This is a genomic window from Stenotrophomonas sp. NRRL B-14846 (assembly GCF_050473585.1).
In the GTDB taxonomy this organism is placed as follows: Bacteria; Pseudomonadota; Gammaproteobacteria; order Xanthomonadales; family Xanthomonadaceae; genus Stenotrophomonas.
In genome coordinates, this window is sequence record NZ_JBFLUN010000022.1 from 2,585,957 (window position 1) to 2,605,526 (window position 19,570).

Genomic DNA, 19,570 nt, shown 5'->3' on the forward strand with positions numbered 1-19,570 from the left:
CGGCCGCAGCAGCTACACTGCGCGCCCCCTGCCCGACCTGCCTGCCATGGAACCGATCCGTCTCGACAAACGCCTGTCCGCCCTGCTCGGCATCCCGCGCGGCGAAGCGCGGCGCTACATCGAAGGCGGCTGGGTCACGGTCAACGGCGAGGTGGTGGAACAGCCGCAGCGCCCGGTCGATGACAGCGCGGTGATCGTGGTGGCCGAACAGGCCAGCGATGAAAAGGCCGAGCGGGTCAGCATGCTGCTGCACAAGCCGGCCGGTGTCGCCGCCGAAACCCTGTGTGCCCTGGTCAGCAGTGACAGCCGCAGCGAACTTGATGCCAGCGACATCCGCCCGCTGCAGCGTCACTTCCACGGCCTGCAGCTGGCCGCCTCGCTTCCGGCCAACGACAGCGGGCTGGTGGTGGTCAGCCAGGATCCGGCCACGCTGGCCCACCTGCAGCGCAACCTGGGCCGCACCGAGCAGGAATACCTGATCGAAGTGGCCGAAGGCGGTCCCGAGCGCGGCCCCTGGCTGATGGCGCGGCTGCAGCAGGAATCGGGCGGCGCCAAGGTCAGCTGGCAGAGCGAGCAGCGCCTGCGTTTCGCCGGCAAGGGCCTGACCGCCAAGGGGCTGCGTGTAGCGGTCAGCGCCGCCGGCCTGCAGGTCACGGCCGTGCGCCGCCTGCGTATCGGGCGCGTGGCGCTGGGGCCGCTTCCGCCGGCGCAGTGGCGTTATCTGGGCAGCGACGAGCGCTTCTGACCCTTCACCCTCGGGGTCGGATCCCTTTCCGCGGGCAAGGGCTCTGACCCCATCCACGCATGGCGTGCATCCACAGCAATGGGTCTGTCGGCTTTCATCCACGCATGGCGTGGATCTACCATCGGGGCATGAGCCTGCCCACACCCTTGTGGCGACGCCTGCTGCGCGTCGCTGCGATCGTCATCGCCGCACTGTTGCTGCTGGTCCTGTCCGGCCTGCTGCTGGCCGACCACCTCACGCCGCAGGCGCACGGCGCGCCCTCGCAGGTGCTGCCACTACAACCCGCGCAGACCCGTATCGACCAGCAGATCGTGCCGTTGCAGGAGGCCCATCCCGGCCAGTCGGGCGTGGCGTTCCTCAGCGATGGCATGGATGCGTTCGCCGCGCGCGCGCTGATCACCACCTACGCCGGCCGCAGCCTGGACCTGCAGTACTACATCTGGCACGACGACCTGATCGGCCACCTGATGGCCAAGGCGCTGTATGACGCCGCCGAGCGCGGTGTGCGCGTACGCATCCTGCTCGACGACATGAACGCCAAGGACAAGGACGCGTTGATGATGGCACTCGATGCGCACCCGAACATCGAGATCCGCCTGTACAACCCGTTCCGCAACCGCAGCGGCATCGCACGCACGCTGGAACTGGTGCAACGCGCCTTCAGCGTGAACCACCGCATGCACAACAAGAGCTGGATCGCCGATGGCCGCGTCGCGATCGTCGGTGGCCGCAACATCGGCGAGGAGTACTTCAGCGCGCGCGACGATGTGAACTTCCAGGACCTGGACCTGGTGGTGGCCGGCCCCGCCGTGCAGCAGGCCAACCGGATCTTCGACGACTACTGGAACAGCAGCGCGGCGATCCCGATTTCCGCGCTGGCCTCGTACAGCGATGAACAGCTGCGGCAACTCGTGCGGCAGTCGGACCTGGATGCGATGCATGCCAGGGCGCAGCCCTACCTGCAGCGCGTTGCAGAGTCGCGCCGCCTGCAACGCCCCAGCCCGGAGCCGCTGCACTGGAGCGCGAACGTGCGCATCGCCTCCGATCCGCCGATGAAGCACCGCGACGATGATCGCCGCAACTGGCTGGTCAACACGCTCAGCGACGAGCTGGCAACCGCCCGTCGCAGCGCACTGCTGATCTCGCCCTACTTCGTCCCTGGCAGCGAAGGCGTTGAAGGCCTGTCGGCGCTGGCCGCGCGCGGTGCGCAGGTCGGGGTGGTGACCAACTCACTGGCCGCCAACGACGTGGCGGCAGTGCACGGCGGCTACATGGGCTACCGCGTGCCGCTGCTGAAGGCCGGCGTGCAGCTGTACGAACTGAAGGCGCACGGCCAGCTGGATACCAGCCTGTTCGGCAGCAGTGGCGCCAGCCTGCACACCAAGGCGTTCGTGGTCGATGGTCGCCGCGGCTTCGTCGGCTCGTTCAACCTCGACCCGCGCTCGGCCTACCTCAACACCGAGATGGGCGTGCTGTTCGACGATCCGGTGCTGGGCGCGCAGCTGCGCGACGAGTACCTGCGCCTGGCCAGCCCGGATCACAGCTGGTGGCTGGCCCTGGGACGCGATGATGGGCTGCGCTGGCTGCAGCGGCAGCCGCCACCGCATTGGGTGGAGGCCGAACCCGGGGCGAGCCTGGGCAAGCGCTGGACCGCGCGGGTGATCAGCTGGCTGCCGGTGGAATCGCAGCTGTAGCGCTCAGGACGCCGGACTGGCCTCGTCCTGTCCGGCCTCATCCAGCGTTTCCACGCTGCGCCCATGCAGGCGCCGCCAGATCCAGCGCAATGCATGCGGCGGTGCCGAAGGCAGCTGCTCCAGCAGGGCCAGCATGCGGCTCTGGCTGGCATGCCCATGGCGGCACAACAGGCTGGCCGCTGCGGCCGCGCTGGCCAGGCGCAGGCTGTCGGCCAACGGTCCTTCCGCATCCACCGCCAATGCCTGGTGAACCGGCTCAGGCAACTCCCATGCGGCGGCGACCCGCTGCGCCAGCGGCAACGACCACTGCTGCAGCAGCTGCAGGGCCAGGGCCGGCTCCACGGCCTCGCCACGGGCCTGCGCCTCCTGCAGCAGCTGACGCATCACCAGTGCCGCACCCAGCCCCTGCACCAGGCCCAGCCACTGTGCGGCGAAGGCATCGCCGAAGGTGACCGTGCGTGCGTGGTCGGCCGCTGCACGCGATGCCAGCAGTGCGTGCTCCCAGATGATCGCGCTGAACTGCGGGAACACCTCGCATTGCACCTGCATCACCGGCTGCACCAGTACCGCACTGATGATCTGCCGCACGCCTTCGGTGCCGACCAGCGTCACCGCCCGTTGCAGGCTCTCTACCGGGCGCTCGTGGACCTTGTAGGCCGGGCTGTTGGCGATGCGCAGCAGGTTGCCGGTCAGCACCGGGTCCTGGCCGATGATCGCGGCCATCACCCGGGCCGAGGCGGCATCGTCGTTGACGGTCTGGATCAGCTGCGGCAGCAGCTGCGGCCGGCGGGGCAGCTGCCTGGCCGCCCAGTCGCGGTCCTGCAGCGCGCGTGCCACCGCCTCGCCCAGGCCGGGGTCCTGCACCGGCGTTGGCTCGCCGGCCAGCCGTGGGTACAAGGCAAGCGCATGCAGCCCGCGTTGCAGGTGAGCGGCGATCTCCGCCGAGGGCAGCGCCTCGCCCTGCAGGCTTGCGGCTGCGGCGGCCACCGCCTGGCGGGACGCGGCAACCAGCCGCGCCGGTGCCGTCCCGGTCGAACGTGTCAGCCAGCCGCGCAGCGAGCGCCACCAGGCCGCTGTCATCGCCGCCCGTCCTGTCGTTGTGATGCCCTTGCCGTCACTGACCGCCCTGCCTCTTCACGCCCATCCGGCCACCCGCCGTCGTCGCAGCATCGGCCGCACTTTCATCTTCTTTAACCGGACGGCCGCCAACGTCGACGGCACCGGCCGGGGGAATGGACTAGAATGGCGCCGCGCGACCCGTCCCCCAGCCATGACGACGTCGCTTTTTTTGTTTTGGGACCCTACCGTTCACTGGCCGTTCGCTGCAGTTCGCCGCTGTTCGCGCCATCGGAGACGCCATGCTATTCGAAACCCTCGCCACCACCGGCCACGAACAAGTGGTGTTCTGCCACAACCACGACGCCGGCCTGAAGGCGATCATCGCCATCCACAACACCACCCTGGGCCCGGCCCTGGGCGGCGTGCGCATGCGCCCCTACGCCAGCACCGACGAGGCACTGGCCGACGTGCTGCGGCTGAGCCGGACGATGACCTACAAGAATGCGCTGGCCGGCCTCAACGTCGGTGGCGGCAAGGCGGTGATCATTGGCGACCCGAAGGTGGACAAGACCGAGGTGCTGTTCCGCGCCTTCGGCCGTTACGTCGACTCGCTGGGCGGCCGCTACATCACCGCCGAAGACGTCGGCACCGACGTCAACGACATGGAGAACATCTACCTGGAGAGCCAGTTCGTGACCGGCGTGCACCAGGTCCATGGCGGCTCTGGCGATCCCGCCCCGTTCACCGCCTACGGTGCGCTGCAGGCGCTGATGGCGGCGATGCGCTTCAAGTTCGGCCATGAGGAAGTGGGCAAGACCAGCATCGCGGTGCAGGGCCTGGGCCACATCGGCATGGAGCTGGTGAAACTGCTGCGCGACCGCGGCGCCAAGCTGTATGTCACCGACCTGGACGGCGCGCTGGTCGATCGCGCGGTCAGCGATTTCGGCGCCGAAGCGGTCAAGCCCGACGAGATCCACGAAGTGAACGCCGACGTGTTCGCACCGTGCGCGCTGGAAGGCGCCATCAACGCCGACACCCTGCCGCGGATCAAGGCGAAGATCATCTGCGGCACCGCCAACAACCAGCTGTCGAGCCTGGAAATCGGCGATGAACTGCACGCGCGCGGCATCCTGTATGCACCGGACTATGCGGTCAACGCCGGTGGCGTGATGAACGTGTCGCTGGAGATCGATGGCTACAACCGCGAACGCGCGATGCGCCTGATCCGCAGCATCTATCACAACCTCACCCGCATCTTCGAACTGTCGCAGCGCGAGAACATCGCGCCGCAGCGTGCGGCCGACCGCATCGCCGAAAGCCGCATCCTGTCGATCGGCAAGCTGAAGATGCCGCTGGGCCGCAGTACCCCGCGCCTGGGCAACCTGCGCGGCGGCTGAGCCTGCGATGTCGCGCCGGGGCTGACGTCCCGGCGCGACCGCCCACTCAGAACCCGGTGCTGTAGCGCAACGCCGCCTGGCGCGCGCCTTCGCCACCGACGCGCTGGTCGAAGCCCAGGCTCAGGCGGCCATTACGGCCCCACCACGACTCCAGCGCCACGCCGAACAGCGCACTGCCGCGCGGCGCGTTCCAGCCCGCCAGCGGCGCCCAGGCATCGACACCGACGAAACTGGCCTGCCAATCCGCATCGGCACCATCAAGCCGCTGCTGCCACTCGGCATGCCCACGCAGGGTCCAGCGCCCCCAGCCGCGTTCGCCACGGATACCGGCCAGCATCTGGCTGCGCTGTACGCGGTTGGCATCGCCACGCAGGCCGAAACCGAAACCACCCAGCTCGTTGAAGGCATCGGTATCCACGCGCGTGGTGCTGGCACCCAGATACGGTGTCAACGACGCACCCGCGCGGCCGAAACGATAGCCGCCTTCGACGCTGGCACTGCTGAAGCGTCCGCCATAACGTGCGGAAACACCGTAGGCACCTGCGCCCAGCAGCAACTGGCGATCCAGCGCACGGGTGAACTGGCCGCTGCCGACCTGCGCCAGCGCATAGCCCCGGCCCAGGTTCCAGCCGGCGTACAGCTGCGCCTGCGCCTGGCGATCACGCCCGCGATCACCGCCGAAGCTGCTGCCACCATTACTGCGGGTCTCGCCAAAGGCCACGCCCATCAGTCCATTGCTGCCCAGCGGCAGGTCCTGACCGGCCATCCAACCGCGGCTGTCGGCGGCATTGCCGGCAAAACTGCCCTGCCCGGCCTCACCGAGCGCGCTCTGCCAGGCCCCGCGCAGCCGCGGCGCCGCCTGCACGCGATCGAAGCGCTCGGCAATGGCACGGCGTGACATGTCGATGCTGTCGAAGGTGGCCGACTCGGCCCGCGCATGCGCCTGCCCGGACAGGCTCTGCAGGCTGGCTGCCAGGCCCTCGCTGCCACCACCGGTCCACTGCAGCGCACTGGCCGCCGTACCGAATGCCGAGCCCTGCAGGGCGGGACTGCCATCGAGCACGCTGAACGCACCTTCCAGTCGTTGCGCCGCGGACTGCGCCGAGGCCGTGAGCCCGGTCGCCGCCGCCGTGACGCTGACCTGGGTCAGGTTCAACCAGGCATTGTTGCTGTCATAGCCATAGCTGCTCTGCAGCAGCGACAGGCCCTGCAGGCCGCTGGAGGTGGCCGGGCTGCTGAAGGTGCCGCTCAGGCCACCGGCCGCATGGACCAGATCCTGGCGGCTGCCGTTCTGCGGCACATAGCCGGAGACGAAGCCATGCACGCGCACGCCACCATTGATCGAGGCGGTGCCGGTCACCTGCAGCGCATTGGCACCGAGCGCGATCATCAGCTGGCCACCTGCCTGCTGCGTGTAGTTGCCCTCGATGGTGCCGGTGGTGCTGCCGGTGGTCAGGAACACGCTGCTGCCGTTGACCACGTTGCCGATCACGCGGGGCGTACCGCCATTGAACTGCAGGCCGGTCGAATCCGGATCGGGCTGGCCGAGGATGGTCACGTTGGAACGGATGACACCGCCGTTCTGCAGCGACAGGATGCCGCGCTCGATGCGGGTCGCGCCGCTGTAGCTGTTGTTGCCTGCGAGCACCAGGGTGCCCCCGCCCTGCTTGACCAGTCCGCCGCTGCCGACGATGTCGTTGCTCCACATCGAACCGGTCGAGGCCACATCCACGTTGGCCACCACATCGCCCCAGTCGAAGCGGCCCGGGCCCTTGATCGCCCGCGAGATGTCGAGCAGGCCGTAGCCGAACACCGCATCCACGCCGGGCGCGCCGATGTCCTTGGCGGTGCCCAGCAGGGTCTGCCGCACCAGGTTGTTGTCGAAGTAAGGGTAGCGCTGCCAGACCAGCGCAGCGGCACCGGAGATCAACGGGGCGGCGAAGGACGTCCCGTAGTTCCAGTAGTAGGTGCTGCCATTGGCATCGGGATAGACGGCGCTGCCCGGCGCCGCCAGGCAGTAGCGCGCTGCCTGGCCGCAGGCATTGGCATAGCTGGCCAGGGTGCCCGGTGCATAGGGATCCACCGCGGTCGCCACCAGCCAGCCGCGCTCCAGGTCGGCTGCCGGCAACGAGCCGGCAACGCCCTGCTGGCTGGGCAGGGCGGCCAGGCTGCTCGGCTCGGTGCGCGCATCGTTGCCGGCCGCGAACACCACCAGGCCGCCATGGTTGATGACGAACGGACGGTACTCGGCCGCCACCTGCGCGGTGGTCGGCAGGTCGGTCCAGTACAGGCCACCCCACGAGTTGTTCATCACCTTCACGTTGTAGCTGATCAGGTCCTGGTGGACCTGCGCCACGCCCAGCGGTCCACTGAAGGAATTGCCCTTGCCGCTGCCGTCATCGACAGGCGGCTTGTCGGCGATGATCCGCGCCGAGACGATCTGCGCACCGGGGGCGATGCCGCCCGGCCAGGATCCCACCGACGCGCCGGCAGCCAGGCTGGCGACCGCCGTGCCGTGGCCCACCACGTCGTCCACCAGCAGGTTGTTGCGCGCCGGATCGATGTAGTTGAGGTTGGCGATCACGCGCCCGTTCAGCGCCGCGGCGTTGCGCTGCACACCCGAGTCGACGATGCCGATGCGCACGCCCTGCCCGGTCAGGCCGGCGGCCTGTGCGGCACGCGCATTGGTCACTGACAGGTGCGCGTCGAAGGCCGGTTCCTGCGGCTTGGCCGGCGGCGGTGTCGTCGGAGGAGGCGTGGTCGGGGGTGTCGGGGTGGTCGGGGGGGGATCGATGCGGACATTGCCGCCGCCTCCGCCACCGCCACATGCCGTCATTGCCATCGCCAGCGCCGTTGCCAGCGCGGACCTCACCATCATCGTGCGTTCCATCGATTCCTTCCCATGAACGTTGGCCTGCCTACATCCCGGCAGGCGTGCGGTGCCGCCCAGCGGCGGCCCTCCCCGACCCTCTATACTTGGGCCGACCCCCACGCAGTCTGCCGGGAAACCGGGGCGCTTCCAACGTCCGCGGTCTCCTTTCCGAACATTGCTTACGCATCAACGAGATTGCCATGTCCAATATCGTCATCGCCGCCGCCAAGCGCACCGCCATCGGCTCCTTCCTCGGCCAGTTCAACGGCGTGCCGACCCCCACCCTCGGCGCGGCCGCCATCGCTGCCGCCCTGGAACAGTCGGGCGTGCCGGCCAGCGACGTCTCCGAGGTCCTCATGGGCTGCGTGCTGCCGGCCAACCTCGGCCAGGCGCCCGCCCGCCAGGCGGCGATCGCCGCCGGTATTCCGGTGTCGACCGGTGCCACCACCCTCAACAAGGTGTGCGGCTCGGGCATGAAGACCATCATGCTCGGCCATGACCTGATCAAGGCCGGTTCGGCCAGCATCGTGGTCGCCGGTGGCATGGAATCGATGTCCAACGCCCCGCACCTGCTGCCGAACTCGCGTACCGGCAACCGCTTCGGCAACTTCCAGGCGGTCGACCACATGGCCCACGACGGCCTGGTCAACGCCTACGACGGCAAGGCCATGGGTGAATTCGCCGAATGCGCCGTGGACAAGTACCAGTTCAGCCGCGAGGAGCAGGACGCCTACGCGATCGAATCGGTCAAGCGCGCGCAGGCCGCACAGGCCAACGGTGCGTTCGCCGACGAGATCGTCGCGGTGAAGGTGGCCACCCGCAAGGGTGACGTCGAGGTCGCCACCGACGAACAGCCGGGGCGCTCGGACATCGCCAAGATCCCGACCCTGCGCCCGGCCTTCAAGAAGGACGGCAGCGTCACCGCAGCCAGTTCCTCCAGCATCTCCGACGGCGCTGCCGCGGTGGTCCTGCTGACCGAGGAAGACGCGGCCGCACGTGGCATCACCCCGCTGGCCCGCATCGTCGGTCACGCCACCCATTCGCAGGAACCGGAGTGGTTCACCACCGCCCCGATCGGCGCGATCCACACGCTGCTGGCCAAGACCGGCTGGTCGCTGGACCAGATCGACCTGTTCGAAATCAACGAAGCCTTTGCCGTGGTGGCAATGGCGCCGATGCGTGAGCTGGGCATCCCGCACGACAAGCTCAACGTGAATGGCGGTGCCTGCGCGCTGGGTCATCCCATCGGTGCCTCCGGTGCACGTCTGGTGGTGACCCTGGTCAACGCCCTGCGCACGCGCGGTGGCAAGCGCGGCATTGCCACCCTGTGCATCGGTGGCGGCGAAGCAACGGCAATCGCCATCGAATTGATTTAAAAAGATTTAACGATGATTTCGCAAAAATGAATGCGGGATCGCTTGACACCCAATCTTGGCTTGTCATCATGTTGTCGGCGCGCAGCATGCGCGTTGCCTAATTCTAACGACGAGGATTTACACAATGAGCATCAACAAGCTGCTGGTCGCGATGTCCCTGGCTCTGGCCCTGGCCGCCTGCTCGAAGCAGGAAGCTGCCCAGGACGCCGCTGCTTCGGCCAACGAAGCCGCCACCGAAGCCCAGGCTGCTGCCGACCAGGCCGCCGCTGCCGGCGCCCAGACCGCCGACGCTGCCCAGCAGGCTGCCAACACCGCCGCCACCGCTGCTGACGCTTCGGTCGACGCCGCTGCCCAGGCTGGCGCTGCTGCCACCGACGCTGCTGCCGGCGCTGCTGCCGACGCTGCCAAGGCTGCCGAAGGCACCGCCGAGAAGGCCAAGGACGCTGCTGAAGAAGCCAAGAAGTAATAACTTCTTTCTTCACGCTGTTCTGGAAAAGCCGCTGGTTCGCCAGCGGCTTTTTCTTTGCACCGATGCCACCGCACAGCGCAGGCATCGCGACCCCGTCTTCACAACGGCATGAATAGGCTGGCGTCCCCATCCATTGCAGTACCGGAGACCGCCATGAAGATTCGCCCGATCACCACCACCCTGCTGGCCGCCTCCCTGCTGCTGGCCCTGGCCGCCTGCAAGGGCCCGGAAGCCGAACAGGCCAAGCAGGACGCACAGCAGGCCGCTGACAGCGCCGGCGCAGCTGCCCGCGATGCCGTCGACAAGGCGGCAGAAGCCACCCGTGACGCCGCCGACAAGACCGCTGCAGCCTCCGAGCAGGCCGCCGCCGATACCCAGCAGGCGCTGGACAAGGCCGCCAGCGCCACCGCCAACGCCGCTGACAAGGCCAAGGACGCCGCAACCGACGCCGCTGCACACGCCAGCGACGCCACCGCCAACGCCGCGCAGAAGGTGGCCGACAAGGCCCGCGACGTCGCCAATGACGCCAAGGCCAACGCCGCCAAGGAAGAAGCCAAGCACTAACGGTTCGTTCGCCGGGCATGGCCCGGCGCTACCGACCAGCCGAGCATCGGCTCGGCTCCACAGGAAAAGCCGCGGCATTGCCGCGGCTTTTCTGCTTTTCGCTCTCCGCTCTTTCTGTTGATTCCGTGGTGGACGGCACGGAAACCGTCCAAGGCCGCGCGGGTGGGTTGCGCAGGGGCGTGAGCCGCATGGATGCGGCGACCGAGCTTGCATGGACGTACTTGCAGCGCCCCCTGCGCAACCCACCCGCGCGGCCCGCTCACGACGCAGACTCCGCGCCGCCCACCACGAGGGGCTCCGCCGTTGGCCACCTCCTACGGCAGCGCGCGCACCAGCATCGCCGACAGATCCACGCCCGCCGGCAGCGTCCCGAACACCAGCCCATGCTCCCCTTGCAGCCGGCTGCGCACGAACGCCTCCGCCATCGGACTCCGCGCACGCAACAGCAGCGCGGCCTGCAACAACAGCGCAGTGCGCTCGCAGAACAGCCGCGCCTGCGACTCATCCGGTGGTGGCGCCGCTGCCCAACGCTGCAAAGCCGCTGCGTAGCGCGCATCACGATCAGCCACCGCCGCCAACTCAGCGCGCAGCGCCGCCAGCGCCTCCGGTTCGCGCGCCAGCGCGCGCAGCACGTCCAGGCACTGGATGTTGCCGCTTCCTTCCCAGATCGAATTCAATGGTGCCTGCCGGTACAGCCGCGGCAGCATCGATTCCTCCACATAGCCCGCACCGCCCAGGCATTCCTGTGCTTCATTGACGAAGGCCGGCGCGCGCTTGCACAGCCAGTACTTGCCCAGCGCCGTCCCCACACGCGCCAACGCGGCTTCGTTGGCATCCACGCCGGCCCGGTCCACCGCACGCGCGATGCGCATCGACAGCACCGTGGCCGCTTCCGACTCCAGTGCCAGGTCGGCCAGCACATTGGCCATCAACGGGTGCTCGACCAGCAGCTTGCCGAACGTGCGGCGATGCCGCGCGTGATGCAGTGCCTGCGCCAGCGCCATGCGCATTTCCGCCGCCGCGCCCAGCATGCAGTCCAGGCGGGTCATCATCACCATGCCGATGATGGTGGCCACGCCGCGTCCTTCCTCGCCCACGCGCCACGCCTGCGCCCCGCAGAACTCGACTTCGCTGGAGGCATTGGCCCAATCGCCAAGCTTGTCCTTCAAGCGCATCAACCGGAAGGCGTTGCGGTCACCGTCGGCCAGCCGGCGCGGCATCAGCAGGCAGGTCAGTCCTCCCGGCGCCTGCGCCAGCACCAGGAAGCCATCGCACATCGGTGCGGAAAAGAACCACTTGTGACCGACCAGGCGATAGCGCTCGCCATCGATCGGTTCGGCGCGCGTGCTGTTGGCGCGCACATCCGAGCCTCCCTGCTTTTCGGTCATGCCCATGCCCAACGTGATGCCGGCCTTGTCCGCCACCGGTACATCGCGCGGGTCGTAGACCGGCGCTGCGGCCTTGCGTGCCCACTCGGCCAGGTGCGGCTGCGTGTGCAGCACCGCTACTGCCGCATGGGTCATCGTCAACGGGCAACTGGTGCCGGCCTCGGCCTGGTGGTGCAGGTAGCTCAACACCGCACGCGCGACATGCGCGCCGGGTTGCGGCTCGTGCCAGGACAACCCGGCGACACCGTGCGATTTCGCCGTGCCCATCAACTGGTGATAGGCCGGATGGAACTCCACCGTATCGATGCGATGGCCCTGCGCATCATGCGTGCGCAGGCGCGGCCGATCGCGGTTGGCATCGAAGCCGAGCCGGTACAGCTCGTCACCCGCCAGCGCGCCATAGAGCGCCAGCCGCGGCGCGAAGCTGCCAGCACCTTCGCGCTGCACCGCCTCCATCAGCGCCACGTCATCGGTCCACAACTGGCGCCCCGCGAATGGCGGCGGCTGGTTCAGCACCACGTGGGTCTCGAAGGGGGCATTCATCGCATTGCCTGCTGCGGTCATCGGCGCATCCTGCACGAAGAGGTGATGACCGATTCTGCCGCAGACCGCGACGAGGCCGTGTTCAGCCGCCGCGGGCCAATGCCACCGGCATCAGGCTGAAATCAACGCCGGTACTGGCCGTCACCGGCAGTTCCTGCAGCATCTGCGCTGCACATCGGCGGATATAGCCGTGATGCTCATCGGCGGCATGGCTGATCAGGCTGCCGACATGGAACTCGAACACATCCTCCAGTACGTCGGGCTGGTCCTCGTGCAGCATCCGCAGCAGACCGCGCAGCTTGCAGATTTCCGATTCCAGCTCCTCGACCGCGAACAACATGGCGTCCTCCTCTTCAACATCAGCGGCTCATCCGGGCCGCAGCAGGCGGCGACGGCAGGGCCGCCCGGGGCCATGCGCGATGTTGATCACGGAAAGGAAAACGGGCGACGCGGCTGTCGCGTGCTCCCCTCTTCTCGCATATCCGCAGTGAGGCAACCGTTAATTCACGTGACGGCGTGCTTCACGCCGTTGCCGCAGCCACGTGCGCGCGCGGCGGTTCGGCCGCAGTGGCCAGCGCATCGATGAAAGCCGGATCCAGCGCAAGCGAACCGAACCAGCCATGCTGGGTACCGCTGAGCACGCGCAGCATGTGGCCACGCCCACCCGGCAGGCGCCCCATCGGGCCGAGCAGCACGTCGCGCGCCTTCGCCCAGGCATCGCGGTCGGACTGGAACAGCGGCGTCAGCCAACGGCTCCAGCGCTGATAGACCGCAACGTGTGCCCTGCGCTGCGCCTGGTAGGCCTGCAATGCAGCGGCACCACCGCCCTGCGCGCGCACGGCATCGCGCAGTGCCAGCGCATCGAGCAGCGCCATGTTCACGCCCTGCCCCAGCTGCGGGCTCATCGCATGTGCGGCATCGCCGGCCAGCACCATGCGGCCGCAATGCCAGCGCGTCATCACAGCGTCACGGTAGACCGCGCGCGCGAGCTGGCCGGCATCATGCAGATGCGCGAAGCGTGCACTGGCCTGCGGCCACAGCGCGTGCAGTTCGTCCAGCCAGGGCGTCATGCCATCGGCCTGCCAACGTTCGAAGTCGGCGCGTGGCAGGCTCCAGAAGAAGCTCAGGCGCGGCGTGTCATCACCGGGCCGCGTACCGACCGGCAACAGCCCGATCATCTTGCGCGCGGCCACGTAGCGCTGCCGCAGCTCCTGCAGGTGCGGCCAGTCCTCGGCCGGCAACAGGCACCACAGCGCGCCCCAGGGATACACGCGGTCCAGCCCGGTACCGCCTTCGATCGAGCCGCGCAGCGTCGAAGCCGCACCATCGGCGGCCACCACCAGGTCGAACGGCCCATGCATGCGGCCCTCACTGTCACGCAGGCGGCCCTGCTCTGCATCCACTGCGGCAATGGTGACGCCGGCATGCAGCTGGCCCGCACCCGCACGCGCCTCGTCCAGCAGCGAGAACAGCGCCCCACGCTGCATGCCGAGGCCGTGCAGGCGCGCATCCAGACCGTCATAGCGCATGTCCATCACCATGCGTTCGCACGGCGTATCGCCATACAGACGGTGCACCGGCGCCGCATGCGCGCGCACGGCATCAAGCAGGCCCATCTGCCACAGCACCTGCAGGCCGCTGGGCTGCAGCAGGAAGCCGGCGCCAACCGGCCCCGGCGTGGGCACGCGTTCGAAGATCTCCACCTCGTGGCCATCACGGGAGAGCAGGATGGACAATGCCTGTCCAGCAGTGCCGTAGCCGATCACGGCGATGCGCAGTCGTTCCTTCATGGGCGCATTGTGCCCGAGGTGGGTTGCGAATGGAGAAGGGAGGCCACGCACGGCATCCACGCATGGCGTGGATCTACTGCGCAAAAAAAACCCCGCCGAAGCGGGGTTTTCAACGCACTGTCGAGTGGATCACTCGGCCGGCGTGATGTTCGAAGCCTGGGCACCCTTCGGGCCCTGGGTCACGTCATAGGTGACACGCTGGCCTTCCTGCAGGCTGCGGAAGCCCTTGGAGTTGATGGCGGAGAAGTGCGCGAACACGTCGGCGCTGCCATCCTCCGGCGAGATGAAGCCAAATCCCTTGGCGTCGTTGAACCACTTGACGGTACCGTTCGGCATGGTGATGCGAGACCTTATGCAATGAATGGGTGGTGTACGCTGAACCCGCGCACAAGCTGAGTATGCAAAGCTTGCTCGGGGAAGACAATCACCCCCGCGCCAATTCGCCCACCAGTTCCGGAAGTCCGTTGCTTGCCGCCTGCACATTGGCCAGTACTTCGGCCATCGTAATCTCCTCGCCATCACCGCACCCGGCGGCCCAGTTGGCGATGATCGCCAGGCAGGCGTAATCCAGCCCCAGCTCGCGTGCCAGCGCAGCCTCCGGCATGCCGGTCATGCCCACCAGGTCGCAGCCGTCACGGCGCATGCGGGCGATTTCGGCGATGGTCTCCAGGCGCGGGCCCTGCGTTGCGCCGTAGCAGCCACCGTCGTGGACCGTGACACCGGTCACTTTGGCTGCCGCCAGGATCTTGCTGCGCAGCATCGGCGTGTACGGATGGCCGAAATCGACGTGGACCACGTCGGTGCCCTCTTCTTCACAGATCGTGCTGATGCGGCCCCAGGTGTAGTCGATGATCTGGTCCGGGCAGGCCAGTACGCGCGGGCCGAAGTCTTCGGTGATGCCACCCACCGTGTTCAATGCCAGCACCCGCTGCGCGCCCAGCTGCTGCAGCGCGGCCAGGTTGGCGCGGTAGTTGATCTTGTGCGGCGGCAGTGAATGCCCCTCGCCATGCCGCGCCAGGAACGCCACGCGATGGCCGAGCAGCGTGCCCACGCGCACCGGGCCGGACGGGCGGCCGAAGCGGGTGTCGACCTCGTGGGTCTGCACGTCGTCAAGCTTGGCCAGGTTGTAGACACCGGTACCGCCGATCACGGCCAGGGCGATCTGTTGCATTCGAAGCACTCCATGAAAAGACGAACGCCGGCACCCGAGGATGCCGGCGATGGAAGAAGACGCGCTGTGGGCGGCTGCGCCGTTATTCCTTCATTGCGTAGATGGCCGGCACGCAGCGCAGGGTCTCGTTGACGTCCATGCCGAAGCCGAACACGTAGCGGTCCGGCAGCTCGATGCCGGCGTAGTCGGCGGTCACGTCCGGCAGTGCGCGGTCGTGCTTCTTCACGGTCATCGCGGCGATGCGGACGTCGGTCGCGCCCTGTTCCAGGCACCAGGTGCGCACGCCCTGCAGGGTGTAGCCCTCGTCGAGGATGTCGTCGATCAGCAGCACGCGGCGGCCGAACAGCGAGGTGGCCGGCTTGTGCTTCCAGACCAGGTCACCGCCGGTGGTTTCACCGCGGTAGCGGGTCGCGTGCAGGTAATCGAACTGCACGTCCTGGCCGCGCGCGCCCAGTTCCAGCGCCAGCTGGCCAGCGAACGGCAGCGCACCATGCATGATCGACAGGAACAGCGGCACCTCGCCCTTGTAATCGCGCGCGATGGCGTCGGCGATACCTGCGATGGCCTTGTCGATGGTGGGGCGGTCGACCAGCAGGTCAGCCTGGGCCAGGGCCTGGGAAATGGTGAGGTTGGGCATCAGACGGTTCTTCCAAGGGTTTCAAGCAGACGGGATTGGGTGTCGCCATGGCGGGCATCGGCCAGCAGGCCGTCCCAGCCGAGCGCGCCGCGGCCCAGCAGGCCGAGCAGCGCAGCAGTATTGAGGGAGCGTCCCTGCACCGCGTGCAGGGCTTCATCGACCAGTTCCGGGTGGCAGACCAGCACCACATCGCAGCCGGCATCCAGGTGCGCGTGTACGCGTGCCGGCACGCCACCGGCGCTGTGCGAGGCGGCCATGCCGATGTCATCGGAGAACACCACGCCGCGGAAGCCGAGCTCGCCGCGCAGGATGTCCTGGATCCAGCGCGGCGAGTAGCCGGCCGGTTCCGGTGCCACCTGCGGATAGATCACGTGCGCCATCATCACCGCATCGGCACCGGCGGCGATGCCGGCCTGGAACGGCACCAGGTCCTGCGTACGCAGTTCGTCCAGCGCGCGCGGGTCGATCGCGGTATCGACGTGGGTGTCTTCCAGCACGGTGCCGTGGCCGGGGAAATGCTTGAGCGTGGCGGCCATGCCGACCGCATGCATGCCACGCACATAGGCGGCGGTGAACGCCGCCACCACCTGCGGGTCTTCACTGAAGGCACGGTTGCCGATGGCGCGGTTGCCACGGCCGAGGTCGACCACCGGCGCGAAACTCAGGTCGAGGCCGCTGGCACGTACTTCGCTGGCCATCAGCCAGGCATGCTGCTCGGCCAGGGCCAGCGCCTGCTGCGGGTCGGTGGCGTACAGCGCGCCGATGTCCTGCAGCGGCGGCAGCTCGCTGTAGCCCTCGCGGAAGCGCTGCACGCGACCGCCTTCCTGGTCCACGCAGATCAGCTGCGGGCGCGGGGCGGCGGCGCGGATCGCCGCGCTCAGATCGGTCACCTGCTGGCGCGAGGCGAAGTTGCGCTTGAACAGCACCACCCCGGCCACGGCATCGTGCTGCAGCCAGTCACGTTCCTGGGCGGTCAGTTCGGTGCCGGCAACGCCGATCAGCAGCATGGTCGATCTCCACAACGCGCGCCCGAATGGCGCAGTGCCGCATTGTCGCAGAACCGGCCGACAGGCGCAGTGGTCAAGGCAAAAGGGAGGTGTGGGGTCAGAGCCCCTGCGGGGATCTGACCCCAGGGTCGGATCCCCGCAGGGGCTCTGACCCCGATCTGCTCAGACCTTGCAGCCGTCCGGGCCGCAGGCCTCGTCACCGTCAGCCGGGGTGGCCAGGGCGCCCTGTTCGGCCGCGATCTGCTGCAGGGCCTGGGCGAACGCTTCCGGCGGCTGGGCCCCGGAAATGGCCCACTTCCCATCGATGACGAAGGTCGGCACCGAGGAAATGCCCAGTGCATGGGCCTGCGCCAGCTTGGCTTCGACCTCGGCCAGGCCGCGGTCGGAGGCCAGCATCTGCGCGATTTCACCACCGTCCAGGCCGCCCGCCACGCCGGCCTTCACCAGCACGGCGGTATCGGCCAGATTCTGGCCATGCTCGAAGTGGGCACGGAACAGTGCTTCGCCGACCGCATCCTGCACGTCATGCTGGCTGGCCAGCCACAACACCCGATGGGCCGGCAGCGTGGTCACCCGCACCTGGCCCTGGCTGAAATCCATCGGCAAGCCCTCGGCCCGCGCGGTGGTCTGGGTCTGGCCGAGGATCTGCTCGGTGCGCTCGACGCCACCGAACTTGCGCACATAGGCCTCGCGCAGCGGCACCGGGGTGTCGTCCGCGTCCGGGTCCAGCTGGAACGGCTGCCAGTGGATATCGAGTTCAGGCGCATTGGCGCCCAGCAACTGCACACCCTGCTGGAAGCGATGCTTGCCGATCCAGCACCAGGGGCAGACCACGTCGGAGTAGATGTCGATTCTCATCCCCACGACATGGGGCCCGCCGCCCTCGAAAAAAGGGGACGGAGGGGATTAAGTCGTTTCCTGCACAGGTGGGGTAAAGACGACTTAATCCCCTCCGTCCCCTTTTTGGGGTTTCACCACTGTGAATAGGGATGACTGGCCAGCGCGACGTTGTAGTAGCGCGCATCGTCGGTAACTTCGGCACCGACCCAGTCCGGCAGGTCGATCGCCTGGTCGGCGCTGTCCAGTTCGACTTCGGCCACGACCAGGCCGGCGTTGTCGCCGAGGAACTCGTCCACTTCCCAGGTCAGGCCGGCGTGTTCGACCAGATGGCGGCGCTTGTCGATCAGCCCCCCCACGCACAACACCAGCAGCGCGCGCGCATCGTCCACCGGGATCGGGTAGTCGAACTCCTGGCGGGTATGGCCGATGGTGCGCGACTTCAGGTTCAGCGCGGCGTGGTCGCCTTCGATGCGCACGCGCACCGAGGCGTTCTGGGTGCCGCGGTCGAGCGCGCCCATGTCGTTGATGTAGCCCTGCGCCATCGGGATCACCCGGTGCGCGGCGGTGCGCCAGCCATCACTGCTGACGAGGAATTTGCGTTCGATTTCGATGCCCATCGCGCCATTATGCGCGATGGGCATGACAGCCGATCAGCGCTTCTCGAACACCGCGATGCTTTCCACGTGCGCGGTGTGCGGGAACATGTCCATGGCACCGGCGCTGACCAGGGTGAAGCCCTGTTCGTTGACCAGGTAGCCGGCATCGCGCGCCAGCGAGCCCGGGTGGCAGCTGACGTAGACAATGCGCTTGAACTGCTTCAGCGGCAGCTGCTGCAGCACTTCGATCGCGCCCGAACGCGGCGGGTCCAGCAGCAGCTTGTCGAAGCCCTGGCGCATCCACGCGGTGCTGCGCTGGTCCTGGGTCAGGTCGGCGCTGAAGAACTGCGCGTTGGCCAGGCCGTTGCGCTCGGCGTTCTCACGCGCACGCGCCACCAGGCCGGCATCGCCTTCCACACCGACCACCTCGCGCACGCGGCGCGCCAGCGGCAGGGTGAAGTTGCCCAGGCCGCAGAACAGGTCCAGCACGCGCTCGTCCTCACCCGGTTCCAGCAGGTCCAGGGCGTGGGCGATCATCTTCTCGTTGAGCTTGGCATTGACCTGGATGAAGTCCAGCGGGCGGAACGCCAGTTCGACATCCCACGGCGCCAGACGGAACGACAGCGGCACGCCCTGCCCGTCCAGCGGCTGCACTGTGTCCACGCCGCCGGACTGCAGGTAGATCACGAAGCCATGCTGCTGGCCGAAGGCCGCCCAGGCCACGCGGTCGGCATCGCTGAGCGGCTGCAGGTGGCGCACGGTCAGGACCACGGCCTGGTCGCCAGCGATGAATTCGATCTGCGGGATGTCACGCTTGCCATCGAGCGATTCGATGAAGGTGGACAGCGCCTCGACCTTGGTGCCGATCTCGGGGATCACGGTCAGGCACTGGCTGAGGTCGGCGACGAAGCGCGGATCCTGTTCACGGAAGCCGACCAGGGTCTTGTCCTTCTTCTCGACCCGGCGCACCGAGAAGCGGCCCTTACGGCGGTAGCCCCAGCTCTCACCGACCAGCGGCGCCAGCACGGTGCCCGGCTTCACATGGCCGATCCGCTCCAGGTTGTCCATCAGCACGCGCTGCTTGGCGACGATCTGCTGGTCCTCGTCCAGGTGCTGCAGCACGCAACCGGCGCAGGTACCGAAATGGGGGCACTTGGGGGTCACCCGCTGCGGCGAAGCCTGCAGCACCTCCACGGTGCGCGCCTCGTCGAAATGGCGGCTGCGGGCGGTCTGTTCAGCCATCACCACTTCGCCGGGCAGCGCGCCACTGACGAAGGTGACCTTGCCGCCCTCGCCTTCACGGCGGGCGACACCGCGACCATCATGGCTGAGGTCGAGGATCTCGGTCTGGAATGGGGTACGGTCGGTGCGGGAACGGGATCGGGCCACGTGGCAACAGGCTGCGGGCAAAAATGGGGGCGT

General features: G+C 68.1%; 18 protein-coding genes. 6 read left to right on the top strand and 12 right to left on the bottom strand.

Features of this window, described 5'->3' with window-relative positions; all coding sequences use genetic code 11:
• The first annotated feature begins 46 nt into the window (after positions 1 to 46).
• Complete coding sequence (locus tag AB1281_RS14265) at positions 47 to 745, top strand: RNA pseudouridine synthase (protein ID WP_430344863.1); 699 nt, start codon at positions 47 to 49, stop codon at positions 743 to 745.
• A 104-nt stretch (positions 746 to 849) separates the two neighbouring features.
• Positions 850 to 2,439 carry a phospholipase D family protein gene (locus tag AB1281_RS14270; RefSeq protein ID WP_430346219.1) on the top strand — a complete coding sequence of 530 codons (1,590 nt, stop codon included), beginning with the start codon at positions 850 to 852 and terminating at the stop codon, positions 2,437 to 2,439.
• Between the two features lie 3 nt (positions 2,440 to 2,442).
• Here AB1281_RS14270 and AB1281_RS14275 read toward each other — a convergent pair whose 3' ends face one another.
• Positions 2,443 to 3,519: an HDOD domain-containing protein gene (locus AB1281_RS14275; protein ID WP_430346220.1), complete on the bottom strand. Its 1,077-nt coding sequence runs from the start codon at positions 3,517 to 3,519 to the stop codon at positions 2,443 to 2,445.
• Positions 3,520 to 3,797: 278 nt separating this feature from the next.
• On the opposite strand from AB1281_RS14275, the gene AB1281_RS14280 reads away from it, so the two are divergent.
• Entirely contained in the window at positions 3,798 to 4,895 is a 1,098-nt protein-coding gene (locus AB1281_RS14280) for a Glu/Leu/Phe/Val dehydrogenase dimerization domain-containing protein (RefSeq protein WP_430346221.1), read from the top strand.
• Positions 4,896 to 4,941: 46 nt separating this feature from the next.
• On the opposite strand, the gene AB1281_RS14285 is transcribed toward AB1281_RS14280, so the two are convergent.
• Positions 4,942 to 7,785 carry a S8 family serine peptidase gene (locus AB1281_RS14285; protein ID WP_430346222.1) on the bottom strand — a complete coding sequence of 948 codons (2,844 nt, stop codon included), beginning with the start codon at positions 7,783 to 7,785 and terminating at the stop codon, positions 4,942 to 4,944.
• A 182-nt stretch (positions 7,786 to 7,967) separates the two neighbouring features.
• Between AB1281_RS14285 and AB1281_RS14290 the strand changes: the two genes are divergently transcribed.
• The 3 genes from AB1281_RS14290 to AB1281_RS14300 all read left to right on the top strand — a co-directional run bounded on the left by AB1281_RS14290 (position 7,968) and on the right by AB1281_RS14300 (position 10,176).
• Positions 7,968 to 9,143 carry a thiolase family protein gene (locus AB1281_RS14290; RefSeq protein ID WP_075676976.1) on the top strand — a complete coding sequence of 392 codons (1,176 nt, stop codon included), beginning with the start codon at positions 7,968 to 7,970 and terminating at the stop codon, positions 9,141 to 9,143.
• A gap of 124 nt (positions 9,144 to 9,267) precedes the next feature.
• The gene (locus AB1281_RS14295; RefSeq protein ID WP_075676974.1) at positions 9,268 to 9,609 is read left to right on the top strand and encodes a hypothetical protein; all 342 of its coding nucleotides are present in this window, start codon (positions 9,268 to 9,270) and stop codon (positions 9,607 to 9,609) included.
• A 156-nt stretch (positions 9,610 to 9,765) separates the two neighbouring features.
• Positions 9,766 to 10,176 (top strand): hypothetical protein, encoded by a 411-nt coding sequence (locus AB1281_RS14300; protein WP_075676972.1) that lies wholly within the window; start codon positions 9,766 to 9,768, stop codon positions 10,174 to 10,176.
• Positions 10,177 to 10,490: 314 nt separating this feature from the next.
• On the opposite strand, the gene AB1281_RS14305 is transcribed toward AB1281_RS14300, so the two are convergent.
• The 10 genes from AB1281_RS14305 to rlmD all read right to left on the bottom strand — a co-directional run bounded on the left by AB1281_RS14305 (position 10,491) and on the right by rlmD (position 19,537).
• Positions 10,491 to 12,128 (bottom strand): acyl-CoA dehydrogenase family protein, encoded by a 1,638-nt coding sequence (locus AB1281_RS14305; RefSeq protein ID WP_430346223.1) that lies wholly within the window; start codon positions 12,126 to 12,128, stop codon positions 10,491 to 10,493.
• A 61-nt stretch (positions 12,129 to 12,189) separates the two neighbouring features.
• Positions 12,190 to 12,447, bottom strand: coding sequence for a hypothetical protein (locus tag AB1281_RS14310; RefSeq protein ID WP_075676968.1), 258 nt, complete (start codon positions 12,445 to 12,447; stop codon positions 12,190 to 12,192).
• Between the two features lie 181 nt (positions 12,448 to 12,628).
• Positions 12,629 to 13,897, bottom strand: a complete 1,269-nt coding sequence (locus tag AB1281_RS14315) for an FAD-dependent oxidoreductase (RefSeq protein ID WP_430346224.1) — start codon at positions 13,895 to 13,897, stop codon at positions 12,629 to 12,631.
• A gap of 129 nt (positions 13,898 to 14,026) precedes the next feature.
• Positions 14,027 to 14,233, bottom strand: coding sequence for a cold-shock protein (locus tag AB1281_RS14320; protein WP_005410590.1), 207 nt, complete (start codon positions 14,231 to 14,233; stop codon positions 14,027 to 14,029).
• Between the two features lie 88 nt (positions 14,234 to 14,321).
• Positions 14,322 to 15,068: an S-methyl-5'-thioinosine phosphorylase gene (locus AB1281_RS14325; RefSeq protein WP_006461208.1), complete on the bottom strand. Its 747-nt coding sequence runs from the start codon at positions 15,066 to 15,068 to the stop codon at positions 14,322 to 14,324.
• Positions 15,069 to 15,150: 82 nt separating this feature from the next.
• A complete protein-coding gene (locus AB1281_RS14330; RefSeq protein ID WP_014038078.1) occupies positions 15,151 to 15,705 on the bottom strand; it encodes a hypoxanthine-guanine phosphoribosyltransferase in 555 nt (184 codons plus the stop codon).
• Positions 15,705 to 16,712 (bottom strand): beta-N-acetylhexosaminidase, encoded by a 1,008-nt coding sequence (gene nagZ / locus AB1281_RS14335; protein WP_197589287.1) that lies wholly within the window; start codon positions 16,710 to 16,712, stop codon positions 15,705 to 15,707. Before nagZ ends, AB1281_RS14330 begins: the two co-directional genes overlap by 1 nt.
• A 162-nt stretch (positions 16,713 to 16,874) precedes the next feature.
• The gene (locus tag AB1281_RS14340) at positions 16,875 to 17,570 is read right to left on the bottom strand and encodes a DsbA family oxidoreductase (RefSeq protein WP_430346225.1); all 696 of its coding nucleotides are present in this window, start codon (positions 17,568 to 17,570) and stop codon (positions 16,875 to 16,877) included.
• Positions 17,571 to 17,683: 113 nt separating this feature from the next.
• A complete protein-coding gene (locus tag AB1281_RS14345) occupies positions 17,684 to 18,169 on the bottom strand; it encodes a CYTH domain-containing protein (RefSeq protein WP_430347005.1) in 486 nt (161 codons plus the stop codon).
• Between the two features lie 33 nt (positions 18,170 to 18,202).
• Positions 18,203 to 19,537 (bottom strand): 23S rRNA (uracil(1939)-C(5))-methyltransferase RlmD, encoded by a 1,335-nt coding sequence (gene rlmD, locus AB1281_RS14350; RefSeq protein WP_075676958.1) that lies wholly within the window; start codon positions 19,535 to 19,537, stop codon positions 18,203 to 18,205.
• Positions 19,538 to 19,570: the final 33 nt, after the last annotated feature.

Bases quoted from the DNA above. Each gene is read 5' to 3' on its own strand.
- AB1281_RS14265 (WP_430344863.1), top strand. From the start codon at position 47: ATGGAACCGATCCGTCTCGACAAACGCCTGTCCGCCCTGCTCGGCATC.
- AB1281_RS14270 (WP_430346219.1), top strand. From the start codon at position 850: ATGGCGTGGATCTACCATCGGGGCATGAGCCTGCCCACACCCTTGTGG.
- AB1281_RS14275 (WP_430346220.1), bottom strand. From the start codon at position 3,519: ATGACAGCGGCCTGGTGGCGCTCGCTGCGCGGCTGGCTGACACGTTCG.
- AB1281_RS14280 (WP_430346221.1), top strand. From the start codon at position 3,798: ATGCTATTCGAAACCCTCGCCACCACCGGCCACGAACAAGTGGTGTTC.
- AB1281_RS14285 (WP_430346222.1), bottom strand. From the start codon at position 7,785: ATGGAACGCACGATGATGGTGAGGTCCGCGCTGGCAACGGCGCTGGCG.
- AB1281_RS14290 (WP_075676976.1), top strand. From the start codon at position 7,968: ATGTCCAATATCGTCATCGCCGCCGCCAAGCGCACCGCCATCGGCTCC.
- AB1281_RS14295 (WP_075676974.1), top strand. From the start codon at position 9,268: ATGAGCATCAACAAGCTGCTGGTCGCGATGTCCCTGGCTCTGGCCCTG.
- AB1281_RS14300 (WP_075676972.1), top strand. From the start codon at position 9,766: ATGAAGATTCGCCCGATCACCACCACCCTGCTGGCCGCCTCCCTGCTG.
- AB1281_RS14305 (WP_430346223.1), bottom strand. From the start codon at position 12,128: ATGACCGCAGCAGGCAATGCGATGAATGCCCCCTTCGAGACCCACGTG.
- AB1281_RS14310 (WP_075676968.1), bottom strand. From the start codon at position 12,447: ATGTTGTTCGCGGTCGAGGAGCTGGAATCGGAAATCTGCAAGCTGCGC.
- AB1281_RS14315 (WP_430346224.1), bottom strand. From the start codon at position 13,897: ATGAAGGAACGACTGCGCATCGCCGTGATCGGCTACGGCACTGCTGGA.
- AB1281_RS14320 (WP_005410590.1), bottom strand. From the start codon at position 14,233: ATGCCGAACGGTACCGTCAAGTGGTTCAACGACGCCAAGGGATTTGGC.
- AB1281_RS14325 (WP_006461208.1), bottom strand. From the start codon at position 15,068: ATGCAACAGATCGCCCTGGCCGTGATCGGCGGTACCGGTGTCTACAAC.
- AB1281_RS14330 (WP_014038078.1), bottom strand. From the start codon at position 15,705: ATGCCCAACCTCACCATTTCCCAGGCCCTGGCCCAGGCTGACCTGCTG.
- nagZ (WP_197589287.1), bottom strand. From the start codon at position 16,712: ATGCTGCTGATCGGCGTTGCCGGCACCGAACTGACCGCCCAGGAACGT.
- AB1281_RS14340 (WP_430346225.1), bottom strand. From the start codon at position 17,570: ATGAGAATCGACATCTACTCCGACGTGGTCTGCCCCTGGTGCTGGATC.
- AB1281_RS14345 (WP_430347005.1), bottom strand. From the start codon at position 18,169: ATGGGCATCGAAATCGAACGCAAATTCCTCGTCAGCAGTGATGGCTGG.